Raw genomic sequence first — 13,983 nt, 5'->3', positions numbered from 1 at the left:
GATGCGCGGATGCCGCGAATCCGCCGCTCGGGAGCCGCCCGCCCGCCTTCGCCGCGTCCCGGGCTCCGGACATCTCGGGCGCCGCGCCACCGACCGCCCCTCCGCCGACCCCGCGCCCGGCGGATGGTCCGGAGTCCGGCACCGCGCGCGAGCGAGCGGCTCGGCGCGCCATCCCGTGTGCAGACGGCGCGCGGCATCCGTTCATCCACTGTCGAACCATGGCACTGGAAGCGTTCCCCCGCCGCTGCCAGGATCGAGCCATGAGCGTGATCGAGAACTCCAAACTGACGGTCGTGGGCGCGGGGAGCGTGGGGGCGAGCGTCGCGTACGCGGCACTCATCCGCGGGTCGGCACGGCACGTCGCGCTCTACGACATCGCCGCCGAGAAAGTGGAGGCGGAGGTGCTCGACCTCGCCCACGGCACGCAGTTCACCGGCTCGAGCGACATCGTCGGCGGCAGCGACGTGTCGGTCGCCGAGGGATCGCACGTCGTGGTCATCACGGCCGGCGCGAAGCAGAACCCCGGACAGACCCGCACCGAGCTGGCGGCCACCAACGCCGGCATCATGCGCGACATGATGCCGAAGCTGCTCGAGGTCGCCCCGAACGCCGTCTACGTGATCGTGACGAACCCGTGCGACGTCTTGACCGTGCTCGCGCAGGAGGCGACCGGCCTGCCGACCCGCAAGATCTTCGCCTCGGGCACGGTGCTCGACACCTCGCGACTGCGCTGGAAGATCGCGCAGCGCGCCGGTGTCGCCACCTCCAGCGTCCACGCCTGGATCGTCGGCGAGCACGGCGACACCGAGTTCCCGCTGTGGTCCACCGCCACGATCGGCTCCGTGCCCATCACGCAGTTCGAGCTGCCCGACGGCTCGCGCTTCGACGAAGCGGAGCTGGATGCCGTCGCCGCCGACGTGCGCGATGCCGCCTACAAGATCATCAAGGGCAAGGGCGCGACCAATTACGCCATCGGCCTGTCGAGCGCGCGCATCGTCGAGGCCCTCCTGCGCGACGAGCACGCGATCCTCCCCGTCAGCACCGTGCTGCAGGGCTTCCACGGCATCGACGGTGTCGCTTTGTCGGTCCCGTCGATCGTCAGCGCGAAGGGCGCCGTCCCCCTCGCGGGCACGCCGTTCTCGGAGGCCGAGCTGACCCTGCTCCGTCGCTCGGCCGATGCCCTGACGACGGTGACGAGGTCGCTGCAGGGCTGAGGCACCCGGCCCCGCCACGGCCACCGGGGCGCACCGGGCGCCGGTCCGCTCCGCCCGCGCCTCGTCGCTGTCGCGCTGCGTCGCCGTCATCCCCTCGCATAAACACGATTCGCGCCCGGAAACACGCTGTCACCGCGTTTCCGGGCGCAGATGGCGTTTATGCGAAGACGGTGGCGGACGGCGGATCACGGATGCCGAGCCCGGCGACGGCGATGTCGGAGCCCCCGCGTAGCCTGGGCGCATGGCATCCCGACGTCCCGCTGCAGCACCCGCCCCCTACCGGTGCACCGAGTGCGGATGGACCACGCTCAAGTGGGTGGGCCGCTGCGGCGAGTGCCAGTCGTGGGGCACGGTCGTCGAGGCCGCGGAGCAGACCGGCATCGTCCGCTCCATCGTGCCGGTGGCCCCCGGTGCGGCCCGCGCCGCGCGGCGCATCACCGAGATCGACACCCAAGACGCACCGCGGCGCACGAGCGGCGTCGGCGAGTTCGACCGCGTGCTCGGCGGCGGCATCGTGCCCGGCGCCGCCATCCTGCTGAGCGGCGAGCCCGGCGTCGGCAAGTCCACGCTGCTGCTCGAGGTCGCGGCCCAGAGCGCCCGGGCCGGGCGACGCGTGCTGTACGCCAGCGGCGAGGAGTCCGCGGCGCAGGTGCGCCTGCGCGCCGAGCGCACCGGCGCGCTCCACGACGAGCTGTTCCTGGCCGCCGAGACCGACCTCGCCACGATCCTCGGCCACATCGATCAGGTCGAGCCCGGTCTGTTGATCGTCGACTCGGTGCAGACGGTCTCGTCGGCGCACAGCGACGGCGCCGCCGGTCAGCCCGCGCAGGTGCGCGAGGTGGCCTCCGCCCTCATCCGCGTCGCGAAGGAGCGAGGGCTGCCGGTCATCCTCGTCGGTCACGTGACCAAAGACGGCTCGATCGCCGGACCACGCATCCTGGAACACCTCGTCGACGTCGTGTGCCACTTCGAGGGCGACCGGCAGACGTCGCTGCGTTTCGTCCGTGCGCTCAAGAACCGCTTCGGCCCCACAGACGAGGTCGGCTGTTTCGACATGACCGGCACGGGCATCGCCGAGGTCGCCGACCCGAGCGCCCTCTTCCTCGGCCATGGCGAACCCGAACCCGGCACCTGCGTCACGATCGCGATGGAGGGCCGGCGCGCGCTGCCCGTCGAGATCCAGGCCCTCGCGGTGCGCCAGACGGCCCCCAACCCGCGGCGCATCGTCAACGGCGTCGACTCCTCGCGCGTGGCGATGGTGCTGGCGGTGCTCGAAAGCCGCATGGGGCTGACGCTGTCCGACCGCGACGTCTACGTCTCCACGGTCGGTGGGGTGCGCCTGGTGGAGCCCGCGGCCGACCTCGCGATCGCGATCGCGGTGGCCAACGCGGTGAAGAACCGCAAGGTGTCGAAGCGCCTCGCCGCGATCGGCGAACTCACGCTCACGGGCGAGATCCGCAACGTCACGCAGGCCGCTCAGCGCGCCTCCGAGGCCAAGCGCCTCGGCTACCACACCGTGCTCGACGCCTCGTCGCGCAAGCTCGCGCAGGCGCTCAACGAGTTGCAGGTGCGCGGGATGCCGCGTAACGACGCCGAACCCGGCTTCTGACAGCGCCGCTCAGCGGCCGGGAGGAGCGGACCGGCGACGACGGTGCGGCGACGTCATCCCGAGGACTGCAGGGATGACAAGTCCGGCGGCGCACACGGCACCGGCGATCAGGTACTCCATGTCCCCGAGTCTTGCACGCGTTCCTCACCCACGCGAGTCCGCCGGTTCACCCGCCCGTCAGGCGCCCGTCAGGCGTCCGTCACGCGCCCGTCAGGCGTCGAGCGCGGTGATCAGATCGGCGGGCGAGGCCTGGATCGGGTGGGGCCCCGCGATGTCGATGAACACCGAGGTGATGGCATCCTGGTGCGCGCCCAGGAAAGCCCGCAGCCACTGCGGGGACTGCAACGCGACGTGCGGCGGGAGCGTTTCGGGCTTGTGTGCGGCGTCGCTGAACAGCAGGAGCGCGATCTGCCCCGTGTTCGGGTCGCGATAGGTCCACACCTCGCCGACGCTGAGCGGATCATCGGCGTCCCCCGGCGTCATCAACGGGACCACGGTGGGTCCGTGACGCAGCGCGAAAGCGATCGCCGCCATGTCCTGGGTCTGCAGCGCATCGGTGAGCGCGGTGTTCTTGAAGTCCATGTCGCTCTTCTTCCCCTTGCGCTTCCTGCCACCGGCCATCCTCCGAGCCTAATCGCGGCCCCGCGCGGACGCCCAGCGGAGGAGGTCCTGCGGCGCGAGGTCGCCGACAGGGAGGGACGGATGCCACGCGGCATCCGCCCCTCACCATGGTCACTGCAGCACGAACGATGCGGTGCCGGCTGACGGGATGCCGCCGATCGACACGCTCAGGTGATAGGTGGCACCGCTCCCCGGGGCGTACGGGCGCTCGCTCTCGCACGACCCCACCGACGATCGCGTGCGGTCCCACACGAGAGGCGCGGCGCTGGTGACGACCTGGCCCGCGGCCAGCGTCACCTCCATGTCGCTCGGTTCCGCCTGGCAGTCGGTCGAACGCCACCAGACGTCGGAGCCGCTCGTCACGGTGAACGACTGCGCGCTCGTGCCCACGTTCATCGTGCACGGGTTCGCCGAGGAGTTCGTCAAGCGGATGGAGAGCTGGGGGTTCTCCCCCTGGCCGTACTGTCCTTTGTCGGACAGTGCCTCGACCGTGATGTCGGCGGCGGTGCATTCCACCGGACCTGTGGGTCCGCTCGGTGTGGGCGCGGGCGACGCGGACGGCGCGGGCGGGGGCGTCGTGGCCGCGGCGGCGGGGGCGCTCTCGGCGGGAACGGGCGCGTCGAGGGCGGTCGGGGCGGAACGCCACGGCGGAGCCGCGACGAGCCACACGACGAGGCCGATCACCACGAGGGCCAGAAGCCCTGCAGCGAGACGACGTCGACGATAGACCGCCGGGGACCGCCTCCGCCTACGGGGGGCATCGGTCATTGTTCCAGGGTAGGCGTCCGGGCGGACGTCTCGATCCCGGCACGCTCAGAGGGGGCCCAGAGTCTGCTGCTCGAGGACGACCGCTCGGGGGCGCAGGCTCCGGGGTCCAGCGGCTCGGGGCCACCGGTGCGCATCTCCCGCGCGGGTCAGCCCGAATGCCTCAGAGCTGCTTGAGCATCCGGGTGTTGCCGAGGGTGTTCGGCTTCACGTGCGCCAGGTCGAGGAACTCGGCGACGCCCTCGTCGGGGCTCCGCACGAGCTGCGAATACACGTCGGGGTCGACGACCTGCTCGCCGATGGGGGCGAACCCGCGGCGCGTGAAGAAGTCGACCTCGAAGGTGAGGCAGAACAACCGGGCCACGCCCAGATCGCGGGCGCGCTGTTCGAGGTCTTCGACGATCGCGCGCCCCACGCCGTGGTGGAGCCAGTCGTCGTGGACGATGAGCGTGCGGATCTCGGCCAGATCGTCCCACATCACGTGAAGCGCGCCGCACCCGATGACCTCGCCGTCCACCTCGGCGACGACGAACTGCTGCACCGAGCCGTACAGCACGACGAGGTCCTTGCCGAGCAGGATGCGCTTCTGCACGAACGGCTCAAGCAGTTCGTGGATGCGTCGCACGTCGGCGGTTCCGGCGGAGCGGACGACGAACGGCGCGGAAGAGGTCATCGTCCCAGCGTACGCCGCAACGACGACGGGGCCCGGATGCCATGGCATCCGGGCCCCGTCGTTCGTCAGCGGATCAGCTTCCCGCGAGGGTGTCGGGAGTCGCGGCGATCTCGCCGGCCGTCCCCACCCCGAGCGCGACCTTCTCGCCGCGGGGGCTGGTCTCGAAGGAGAACTGCCCGTTCTCGACGCCGACCTTCACGTGGTCGCCCGACTCGAGCTCGCCGTGCAGGATCTTCTCGCTCAGGCGGTCTTCGACCTCCCGCTGCATGGCGCGACGCAGGGGACGCGCACCCAGGGTCGGGTCGAAACCGATCTCGATGAGCTTGTCCTTCGCGTCGTCCGACAGCTCCACCGTCATGTCGCGGTCGAGCAGACGGTCGGCCAGACGCTTGACGAACAGGCCGACGATCTGACGCAGCTCGGGCTTGCTCAGCTGCGGGAAGACGATGACGTCATCGACGCGGTTGAGGAACTCCGGCTTGAAGTGGCGCTTGAGCTCCTCGTCGACCTTGCCCTTCATCCGCTCGTAGGACGTCTGGGAGTTGCCCTCGACCTGGAAGCCCACCGGACCGCCGGCGATCGCCGACGAACCGAGGTTCGTCGTCATGATGATCACGGTGTTCTTGAAGTCGATGACACGACCCTGACCGTCGGTCAGGCGCCCCTCTTCGAGGATCTGCAGCAGCGAGTTGAAGATGTCGGGGTGGGCCTTCTCGATCTCGTCGAACAGCACGACCGAGAACGGCTTGCGGCGCACCTTCTCGGTGAGCTGGCCGCCCTCTTCGAATCCGACGAACCCGGGAGGGGCACCGAACAGACGCGAGACGGTGTGCTTCTCGCCGAACTCCGACATGTCGAGGGAGATGAGCGCGCCCTCGTCGTCGAAGAGGAACTCGGCGAGCGCCTTGGCGAGCTCGGTCTTTCCGACGCCCGTGGGGCCGGCGAAGATGAACGAGCCCGACGGACGCTTCGGGTCCTTGAGCCCCGCGCGCTGGCGACGGATCGTGCGCGAGAGGGCCGCGATCGCCTCTTCCTGGCCGATGACGCGCTGGTGCAGCGCCTTCTCCATGAACATGAGGCGGCTGGACTCTTCTTCGGTGAGCTTGAACACCGGGATGCCGGTCGCCTGGGCGAGCACCTCGGCGATCAGGCCCTCGTCGACGACGGCGTGCGAGGCGACGTCACCCGAGCGCCACTGCTTCTCGAGGCGCAGGCGCTCGGCGAGCAGCGACTTCTCCTCGTCGCGCAGCGATGCGGCCTTCTCGAAGTCCTGCTCCTCGGAGGCCTGCTCCTTCTGCTCGCGGACCTTGGCGATCTTCTCGTCGAACTCGCGCAGCTCCGGCGGCGACGACAGGATCGACAGGCGCAGGCGGGCGCCGGCCTCGTCGATCAGGTCGATGGCCTTGTCGGGCAGGAAGCGGTCGCTGATGTAGCGGTCGGCGAGGTTGGCCGCGGCCACGATCGCGCCGTCGGTGATCTGCACCTTGTGGTGCGCCTCGTAGCGGTCGCGCAGCCCCTTCAGGATGTTGATCGCGTGGGGCAGGCTCGGCTCGGCGACCTGGATCGGCTGGAAGCGGCGCTCGAGGGCGGCATCCTTCTCGAAGTGCTTGCGGTACTCGTCGAGCGTCGTGGCACCGATGGTCTGGAGCTCACCACGGGCGAGGAGGGGCTTGAGGATCGACGCGGCGTCGATCGCGCCCTCGGCGGCACCGGCACCCACGAGCGTGTGGATCTCGTCGATGAAGACGATGATGTCACCGCGCGTGCGGATCTCTTTGGTGACCTTCTTCAGGCGCTCCTCGAAGTCGCCGCGGTAGCGGGAACCGGCGATGAGCGAACCGAGGTCCAGCGAGTAGACCTGCTTGTCCTTGAGCGTCTCGGGGACGTCGCCCTTGACGATGGCCTGCGCGAGGCCCTCGACGACGGCCGTCTTTCCGACACCGGGCTCGCCGATGAGGACGGGGTTGTTCTTCGAGCGGCGCGAGAGGATCTGCATCACGCGCTCGATCTCTTTCTCGCGCCCGATCACGGGGTCGAGCTTGTTGTCGCGCGCGGCCTGGGTGAGGTTGCGGCCGAACTGGTCGAGGACGGCCGAACCGCCCTGCGCAGCACCCTGGCTCTGCTCGCCGGCGCCGGAGGCGACGCCCGCCGGCTCCTTGCCCTGGTAGCCCGAGAGGAGCTGGATGACCTGCTGGCGCACCTTGTTGAGGTCGGCACCGAGCTTGACGAGCACCTGGGCGGCGACTCCCTCGCCCTCGCGGATGAGGCCGAGCAGGATGTGCTCCGTGCCGATGTAGTTGTGGCCGAGCTGGAGCGCTTCGCGCAACGACAGCTCGAGGACCTTCTTCGCACGGGGCGTGAAGGGGATGTGGCCGGTGGGCTGCTGCTGCCCCTGGCCGATGATGTCCTGGACCTGCTCGCGGACGGCGTCCAGCGAGATGCCGAGCGACTCCAGAGCCTTGGCAGCGACGCCCTCACCCTCGTGGATGAGGCCCAGCAGGATGTGCTCGGTGCCGATGTAGTTGTGGTTCAGCATCTTCGCCTCTTCTTGGGCGAGCACCACCACACGACGAGCACGATCGGTGAATCTCTCGAACATCCTCAGTCCCTCCAAAAATGGGCTGACAGGCACGCCTCCGCGCGCCGTACATCGAGAGTAACCAGCGCCCGGATGCTAGGGCCCCGTGTTCGCCGTGGGCATACCGTCTCGGCATCCGGCGTTGCGAAACCCATCGATCGTCGATAACTTATCGATCAACGATAACAACGATCATCGATAAGGAGCGATCATGACATCCCCCCGGTCCACCTCGCACACCCTCTCCCGCGGCGACACCGCCAGCTTCCTGTTCTTCATCGTGGCCGGCATCGCCATCGCCGGCTGGGCGGTCGTCCGCAGCATCGCGAACATCGTCGCCGCGGCCGGCAACCGCGACGTCGCGGTACCGATCGAGTTCCTCGACACCGTCGCCCAGGCGCCCATCGGCCCGAACGGGGCGCCGGTGCCCGTCCAGCTCACCGAGGCGGTGGTCACCGCTCCGTCTCTGCCCGCCGCGTCGCTGTGGGCCCTCTTCCTCGCGGAGGGCCTGTTCGCCGCGTCGGTGGTCGCCGTGGTCGCGCTCCTGCTCGTGCTGTGCGCCGGCATCCTGCGCGGGCGCATCTTCAGCCGTCGCCACACCACCCTGGTCGCCGTGTCCGGCGTGGTCTCGCTCGTCGGCGCGACCGGCGTGCCGTTCTTCCACAACATGGTCGCCAACGGCGCCCTCGCCTGGCTCTCGGACCGCACGTACGAGCGCGGACTCACGCAGCAGATCGACCTCCCGGTCCTGATCGCCATCGGCTTCGTCGCCGGATTGGCCGGCACCGTCTTCGCCGTGGGCGACCGCCTGCAGCGCGACACCGAGGGCCTGGTATGACTCCCGCCGTCGCCGACGACGGCCCCACCGGCATCCACTGCCGACTCGACGAACTGCTCGAGGCGCGCGGCATGACCCTCACGCGTCTGAGCGAGCTCGTGGGGGTGTCGGTGGTGAACCTCTCGGTGTTGAAGAACGACCGCGCGCGCGCCATCCGCTACTCGACGCTCTCGGCGATCTGCCGCGCCCTCGAGTGCGAGCCCGGCGATCTGCTCGTCATGGCTCCCTGAGCCATCCCAGCCGTCGCGCGCCCCGACCGGTGCGCGACGATCCGGGTGCGTCCGCTCAGCGGCTACCGAGGACCGGGATGGGCGCGGGCGCATTCGCGGCACCGCCCGACAGCACCAGTGACACCTCGCCGTCGCCGGCCACGGAGCCCACGTCGGCGAGGGTCACGCGCGGCACGAAATCCATCGTGCAGACCTGGGCCGTCGGCGGGGTCGCGAACTGCACGGCGATGTCGGAGCCGCCCGCGGTCACGGCGTCCACGACGGGCGGGCAGCTCGAGCTGCCGTAGGTGACGATCGCGACGAGACTGTCGTCGACCCAGCCGGCGCTCGGCGCGAACTCCTCCCCCGTGACGGGCGCGGAGGACAGCCCCGCGAGGGTGGTCTCCCCCTCGAGCACCCCCGACACCGAGACGGTGAGTCGACCGGTGGGGTCGACGCCCGCGGGAAGGGGCACCAACGTCGCGCGCGGGGCCATGTCGCGCGTGCAATCCGTGCGCGCGGACTCGGCGAGGGCGACCGTGAGCGTCGCGCCCGAGACGGAGGCGTCGCCGTCGGCGACGGGCGGGCACGACGAGCTGCCCCACGTGACGACGGCCACCGCGCGGCCCGCGTCGACCCAGGCCGCGCCCACGTCGCTCGTGGGCGCCGGGGTCGCGGCATCCGGGTCGGCGGTCGCGGGGGCGGGCGACGACGAGGCGCCCGTGGCACAGCCGGTCAGGGCGCCGGCGACGACGAGGGCCGCGCCGAGCGCGGTGATGAGGGTCAGGCGACGACGGGACAAGGCGACCTCCGGGGCGGGTTGGCTTCCATCCTGCCGAAGGTTCCTGGATGCCGGCGGCCCGGGGCCGCAGCCCCTCACTGCAGCGCCGAGGTGAGGCGTGCCAGGTTGTCGAGGATGGTGGAGCGCAGGGGCTGGCGGCGCCACTCCTCGATGGTCAGCTGTCGGCTGAGCCGACGGTAGGTGTGTTCGACGGCGCGCATGTCGCGAACGAACTCCTCACCGCGGACGAGCAAGGACACCTCGAGGTTGAGACCGAAGGAGCGCATGTCCATGTTGCTGGAACCGATGACGGCGACCTCGTCGTCGATCGTGACGCTCTTGCTGTGCAGGATGAACGGCTTGCGGTACATCCAGATGACGACGCCGGCCCGCAGGAGCGCTTCGTAGTAGCTGCGCTGGGCGTGGTAGACCATCGCCTGGTCGCCCTCCTCGGAGACGAAGAGTTCGACGTGCACGCCGCGCTGACAGGCCGTGGTGATCGCGAGCAACAGCGCCTCGTCGGGCACGAAGTACGGGCTGACGATGATGATGCGCTCGCGAGCCGCGAAGAGCAGCCCGAGGAACAGCTTGAGGTTGTTCTGGAAGTCGAAGCCCGGGCCCGACGGGACGACCTGGCAGTCGAGGTCGCCCGGACCGGTGGTGACGCTGAACAGGTCGATCTCGTCGCGCAGCGTCTCATCGGTCTCGCTGTACCAGTCCGACAGGAACACGGCGTTGATGCTGGCGACCACCGGCCCCTCGACGCGCACCATGAGGTCGACCCAGTGGAGCCCGCGGCGGATGTTCCTGCGCAGGTTGTAGGAGGAGTCCGTGACGTTCTGCGACCCCATGTAGGCGACGTCGCCGTCGATCACCAGCAGCTTCCGGTGGTTGCGCAGGTCGGGGCGCTGGTAGCGGCCCCGCAACGGCTGTACGGGGAGCATGAGGTGCCAGTGCGCGCCCATGGCGTTGAGACGGCGGAGCGTCTGCTTGTAGAACGGCTTGCCCCGGTTCGCCCAGTGATCGAGCAGCACGCGCACGACCACTCCGCGCTCGGCGGCCTCTTCGAGCGCACGGAAGAAATTGTCCGTGGAGTCGTCGGACTGCAGGATGTAGAACTCGACGTGGACGTAGCGCTGGGCCTGCCGGATCGCCTCGGCCATGGCATCCAGGCTCTGCTGGTAATCGGAGATGAGGGTCGCCGCGTTGTCGCCCGCGATCGGCATGGCGCCGAGGTTGCGGTTGAGGCGGACGAGGGCACGGAACCAGTCGGGCGCGTTCGGGCGCAGCGTCCCGAAGTCGAGCGAGGCGCTGGTGTCGTGGATGTAGAGGTTGATCGCCGTCTGCTTGCGCCGGCGCTTGCGCGGAAGGCGCGGGTTGCCGATCAGCAGGAAGAGGAACACCCCGACGAAGGGGATGAAGTAGATCGCCAGCAGCCACGCCATCGCGGCTGTGGGACGACGGTTGCGCGGCACGATGATGATCGCCGCGATGCGGACCACGAGGTCGACGACGAACAGCGTGATGACGAGCCAGCTCGCGTCGAACGTGGCGATCACGGATCCTCCTGGGCGGGTTGTGCACCCAGCGTAGCGACGGCCGCCGACAGCGGCCGCAGGACCGTCAGTTGGCGGGCCCGTCGCCCGCGGGGGCCGCCGGCGGGAGTCCGCGCTTCGCGCGCTCCTGGGCCTCGATGCGGGCGTAGACCTTGCGCTCCGTGCGATCCATGCGGATGACGTTGCGGAGGATGAAGAAGAACACGACCGAGACGACGATCGTGGGCAGGATGGCCCACAGCATCGCGACCCAGGTGTTGTCCATCGCTCCAGGATACCCGCGCACCCCTCCTCCCCCGTCGACCACCTCGGAGGGTTCTCCACGATCGAGCTTTCGCGGGCCGCGCGATCGATGCGGCGCGCGGCACTCTCGTGGCATGACCCCCGCCGTCGCCAGAGTCTCCTCGCCCGCCTCGTTCCTCGCGCTCGTCCCCCACCTGTTGGAGTGCACCCCCCGTCGAAGCCTCGTCCTCGTTCCCTTCGCGAACGGTCGATCCCTCGGCGCGATGCGCGTCGACCTCCCCCCGGACGACCCGGCGACGCTCGAGAGCGTCGCCTCGACGGTGATCGGCATGGCCTGCAAGGTCACCGACACCGACGCCGTCGCGGCGATCGTCTACGCGGAGGACGCCCTCTCCGCAGGAACGACGCTCCCGCACCGGGCGCTCATCGACGCGCTCCTCTCCCGGGCCGGCATCTGCGGGCTCGCGGTGATCGACGCTCTCGTCGTCGGGGCCGACGGGTGGGACAGCTATCTCCTCCCGTCGGCGGACGGGCCGCGGCCGCCGACGGAGATCATCGTCGCCGAGCCGAGCGAGCCCGAGCTCTCGCTTGGCGCCGACCAGTTCTCGGCCGCCGCCCTTCCCGCCGTCGACCCCGCCGACGTGGCGACGGTCGCCCGCCTCCTGACCGACGTCGACGCGGCGCGGGGACGACCGCGCGATCGCAAGCGGCTCTCCCCCTCGCGCCGGGCCGAGGCCGACGAAGTCGCGCGGCTGCTCGGCGACCCGCCGGTGTTGTTCGAGAAGACGATCTCGGGGCCGAGCGTCGACGTGGGGTGGCCGCGGCTGGCAGCGGTGGCCTTCTGCCTCGAGCGCCCCGCGCTCCGCGACGTCGCCCTCATGCAGTGGGCTGCCGATCTGGCGACCGGAGACGCCGTGCTGCACGCGCAGACCGCGTTCAGCGCGGGCGAGCCCTTCCCCGCCGACCTCGCCCGGCCGATGTGGGGCGAGGGAGGTCGACCGGATGCCGATCGCCTGCGACGCGCCCTCGACCTCTGCCGATGCGTGGCGGCGACCGTCGCCCCCGATCGCCGGACCGGAGCCCTGTCCGCGTGCGCCTGGCTCGCGTGGGCGCAGGGGCGCTCGTCGCACGCGGCCGTCTACGCCGAAGCGGCGCTCGGGATCGATGACCAGCACGGGCTGAGCGCGATCATGATGAGCCTGCTCGACGCCGGCCGGCTACCGGAGTGGGTCTTCGAGCGGCCTACTTCACCAGGGGGAAGAGGATCGTCTCGCGGATCCCGAGGCCGGTGATCGCCATGAGCAGGCGGTCGATGCCCATTCCCATACCGCCCGTGGGCGGCATGCCGTGCTCGAGGGCGCGCAGGAACTCCTCGTCGATCGGCATGGCCTCGTCGTCGCCGCGGGCGGCGAGCTTGGCCTGCTCGACGAAGCGCTGCCGCTGGATGACGGGATCGACGAGCTCGGAGTACCCGGTGGCCAGCTCGAAGCCGCGCACGTACAGGTCCCACTTCTCCACGACCCCTGCGATCGACCGGTGCTCGCGCACGAGAGGGCTCGTGTCGACGGGGAAGTCCATGACGAACGTCGGGCGGGTGAGGCCGCCCTTGACGAAGTGCTCCCACAACTCCTCGACCCACTTGCCGTGGGTCTCGTGCGGCGGGGCCTCGACCCCGGCCTCGGCGCCCAGCGCGCGCAGCTCGTCGAGCGAGGTCTCGGGGGTGACGTCGTGACCGGCGGCCGCCGACAGCGACGCGTACATCGAAATCCGATCCCACTCGCCGCCCAGATCGTATTCGGTGCCGTCGGCCCACGTGACCGTCGTCGAGCCGGCCACCGCGACGGCCGCGTCCTGGATGAGGGTCTGCGTCAGGTCGGCGATGCCGTTGTAGTCGCTGTAGGCCTGATACGCCTCGAGCATCGCGAACTCGGGGCTGTGCGTGGAATCGGCACCCTCGTTGCGGAAGTTCCGATTGATCTCGTACACCCGGTCGATGCCCCCGACCACGGCCCGCTTGAGGAACAGCTCGGGGGCGATGCGCAGGTAGAGCTCGGTGTCGAAGGCGTTGGAGCGGGTGGTGAACGGACGCGCGCTCGCGCCGCCGTGCTGCACCTGCAGCATGGGGGTCTCCACCTCGACGAACGAACGCTCGGTGAAGGTGCGGCGCAGGCTGGCATTGACCTTGGCCCGCGCGAGCACCGTCTCACGGGCGCGGTCGCGAACGATCAGATCCAGGAAGCGGCTGCGCACGCGGCTCTCTTCGCTGAGCTCGGTGTGCAGGTTCGGCAGCGGGAGAACGGCCTTCGCAGCGATGCGCCATCCGGAGACCATGATCGACAGCTCACCGCGACGGCTGGAGATGACCTCGCCCGAAACGAACACGTGGTCGCCCAGGTCGACGAGTTCCTTCCACGCCTGCAGCGACTCCTCGCCCACGTTCGCGAGCGAGACCATGGCCTGGATCCGGCTGCCGTCACCGGCCTGCAGCGACGCGAAGCAGAGCTTGCCGGTGTTGCGGCTGAAGACCACACGACCCGCGACACCGATGGTCTCGCCCGTCTCCTCGCCCGCCTCGAGATCGCCGTAGCGGGCCCGCACCTCGGGGATGGTCGTGGTGATCGGCACCGACACCGGGTAGGCGCCGCCGGCTGCGTCGGTGCGCTCGGCGAGCAGACGCTCGCGCTTGGCCAGGCGGACCGCCTTCTGCTCGAAGACCTCGTCTTCGGTGGGTTCGGCGGCGTCGTTCGCGGGCGCGTCGGTCATCGTGGAGGCTCCTCGGGGTCTTCACCAGTGTATTCGCCGCGTCCGAGCGGCTTCGGCCTCCGCTCATGACCCGCCACGGTCCGAGGCGGCGCGCGGCAGCGGGCGGCGGGGCGCTCACGCGCGACCGAGCGCG

At 70.3% G+C, this 13,983-nt stretch carries 13 protein-coding genes; 5 read left to right on the top strand and 8 right to left on the bottom strand.

Features of this window, described 5'->3' with window-relative positions:
* The first annotated feature begins 260 nt into the window (after window positions 1-260).
* Together ACK4LS_RS02920 and radA are read left to right on the top strand one after the other, a co-directional pair.
* Window positions 261-1,214 carry an L-lactate dehydrogenase gene (locus ACK4LS_RS02920; protein ID WP_409712901.1) on the top strand — a complete coding sequence of 318 codons (954 nt, stop codon included), beginning with the start codon at window positions 261-263 and terminating at the stop codon, window positions 1,212-1,214.
* Between the two features lie 241 nt (window positions 1,215-1,455).
* Window positions 1,456-2,823, top strand: a complete 1,368-nt coding sequence (radA, locus tag ACK4LS_RS02915) for a DNA repair protein RadA (protein WP_409712899.1) — start codon at window positions 1,456-1,458, stop codon at window positions 2,821-2,823.
* Window positions 2,824-3,033: 210 nt separating this feature from the next.
* Here radA and ACK4LS_RS02910 read toward each other — a convergent pair whose 3' ends face one another.
* The 4 genes from ACK4LS_RS02910 to ACK4LS_RS02895 form a co-directional block, all read right to left on the bottom strand.
* Window positions 3,034-3,444, bottom strand: coding sequence for a dehydrogenase (locus ACK4LS_RS02910; protein ID WP_409712897.1), 411 nt, complete (start codon window positions 3,442-3,444; stop codon window positions 3,034-3,036).
* Window positions 3,445-3,555: 111 nt separating this feature from the next.
* Entirely contained in the window at window positions 3,556-4,212 is a 657-nt protein-coding gene (locus tag ACK4LS_RS02905) for a hypothetical protein (protein ID WP_409712895.1), read from the bottom strand.
* Between the two features lie 160 nt (window positions 4,213-4,372).
* Window positions 4,373-4,882, bottom strand: coding sequence for an amino-acid N-acetyltransferase (locus ACK4LS_RS02900; RefSeq protein WP_409712893.1), 510 nt, complete (start codon window positions 4,880-4,882; stop codon window positions 4,373-4,375).
* Between the two features lie 73 nt (window positions 4,883-4,955).
* Window positions 4,956-7,481: an ATP-dependent Clp protease ATP-binding subunit gene (locus tag ACK4LS_RS02895; protein WP_409712891.1), complete on the bottom strand. Its 2,526-nt coding sequence runs from the start codon at window positions 7,479-7,481 to the stop codon at window positions 4,956-4,958.
* A 190-nt stretch (window positions 7,482-7,671) separates the two neighbouring features.
* On the opposite strand from ACK4LS_RS02895, the gene ACK4LS_RS02890 reads away from it, so the two are divergent.
* Both ACK4LS_RS02890 and ACK4LS_RS02885 read left to right on the top strand, forming a co-directional pair.
* Window positions 7,672-8,298: a hypothetical protein gene (locus ACK4LS_RS02890; protein WP_409712889.1), complete on the top strand. Its 627-nt coding sequence runs from the start codon at window positions 7,672-7,674 to the stop codon at window positions 8,296-8,298.
* Complete coding sequence (locus ACK4LS_RS02885) at window positions 8,295-8,528, top strand: helix-turn-helix domain-containing protein (protein ID WP_409712887.1); 234 nt, start codon at window positions 8,295-8,297, stop codon at window positions 8,526-8,528. Before ACK4LS_RS02890 ends, ACK4LS_RS02885 begins: the two co-directional genes overlap by 4 nt.
* A 55-nt stretch (window positions 8,529-8,583) precedes the next feature.
* Here ACK4LS_RS02885 and ACK4LS_RS02880 read toward each other — a convergent pair whose 3' ends face one another.
* The 3 genes from ACK4LS_RS02880 to ACK4LS_RS02870 form a co-directional block, all read right to left on the bottom strand.
* Complete coding sequence (locus ACK4LS_RS02880; RefSeq protein WP_409712885.1) at window positions 8,584-9,309, bottom strand: hypothetical protein; 726 nt, start codon at window positions 9,307-9,309, stop codon at window positions 8,584-8,586.
* A gap of 74 nt (window positions 9,310-9,383) precedes the next feature.
* Window positions 9,384-10,844, bottom strand: a complete 1,461-nt coding sequence (cls, locus tag ACK4LS_RS02875) for a cardiolipin synthase (protein ID WP_409713035.1) — start codon at window positions 10,842-10,844, stop codon at window positions 9,384-9,386.
* A gap of 67 nt (window positions 10,845-10,911) precedes the next feature.
* Entirely contained in the window at window positions 10,912-11,109 is a 198-nt protein-coding gene (locus tag ACK4LS_RS02870; protein ID WP_409712883.1) for a hypothetical protein, read from the bottom strand.
* A 112-nt stretch (window positions 11,110-11,221) separates the two neighbouring features.
* Here ACK4LS_RS02870 and ACK4LS_RS02865 point away from each other — a divergent pair, with 112 nt between their 5' ends.
* Window positions 11,222-12,379, top strand: coding sequence for a DUF4192 family protein (locus ACK4LS_RS02865; RefSeq protein ID WP_409712881.1), 1,158 nt, complete (start codon window positions 11,222-11,224; stop codon window positions 12,377-12,379).
* Here ACK4LS_RS02865 and lysS read toward each other — a convergent pair.
* Window positions 12,330-13,850: a lysine--tRNA ligase gene (gene lysS, locus ACK4LS_RS02860; RefSeq protein ID WP_409712879.1), complete on the bottom strand. Its 1,521-nt coding sequence runs from the start codon at window positions 13,848-13,850 to the stop codon at window positions 12,330-12,332. The genes ACK4LS_RS02865 and lysS overlap by 50 nt on opposite strands.
* Window positions 13,851-13,983: the final 133 nt, after the last annotated feature.

The sequence above is a fragment of the Microbacterium sp. genome (assembly GCF_046295495.1).
Taxonomy (GTDB): Bacteria; Actinomycetota; Actinomycetes; order Actinomycetales; family Microbacteriaceae; genus Microbacterium.
This window is presented reverse-complemented; position numbering and strand designations above follow the sequence as displayed.

What these genes read in the sequence shown, in the direction of transcription:
- radA (WP_409712899.1), top strand. Translation starts at nt 1,456, where the DNA reads ATGGCATCCCGACGTCCCGCTGCAGCACCCGCCCCCTACCGGTGCACC.
- ACK4LS_RS02895 (WP_409712891.1), bottom strand. Translation starts at nt 7,481, where the DNA reads ATGTTCGAGAGATTCACCGATCGTGCTCGTCGTGTGGTGGTGCTCGCC.
- ACK4LS_RS02900 (WP_409712893.1), bottom strand. Translation starts at nt 4,882, where the DNA reads ATGACCTCTTCCGCGCCGTTCGTCGTCCGCTCCGCCGGAACCGCCGAC.
- ACK4LS_RS02870 (WP_409712883.1), bottom strand. Translation starts at nt 11,109, where the DNA reads ATGGACAACACCTGGGTCGCGATGCTGTGGGCCATCCTGCCCACGATC.
- ACK4LS_RS02865 (WP_409712881.1), top strand. Translation starts at nt 11,222, where the DNA reads ATGACCCCCGCCGTCGCCAGAGTCTCCTCGCCCGCCTCGTTCCTCGCG.
- ACK4LS_RS02910 (WP_409712897.1), bottom strand. Translation starts at nt 3,444, where the DNA reads ATGGCCGGTGGCAGGAAGCGCAAGGGGAAGAAGAGCGACATGGACTTC.
- lysS (WP_409712879.1), bottom strand. Translation starts at nt 13,850, where the DNA reads ATGACCGACGCGCCCGCGAACGACGCCGCCGAACCCACCGAAGACGAG.
- ACK4LS_RS02920 (WP_409712901.1), top strand. Translation starts at nt 261, where the DNA reads ATGAGCGTGATCGAGAACTCCAAACTGACGGTCGTGGGCGCGGGGAGC.
- ACK4LS_RS02905 (WP_409712895.1), bottom strand. Translation starts at nt 4,212, where the DNA reads ATGACCGATGCCCCCCGTAGGCGGAGGCGGTCCCCGGCGGTCTATCGT.
- ACK4LS_RS02885 (WP_409712887.1), top strand. Translation starts at nt 8,295, where the DNA reads ATGACTCCCGCCGTCGCCGACGACGGCCCCACCGGCATCCACTGCCGA.
- ACK4LS_RS02890 (WP_409712889.1), top strand. Translation starts at nt 7,672, where the DNA reads ATGACATCCCCCCGGTCCACCTCGCACACCCTCTCCCGCGGCGACACC.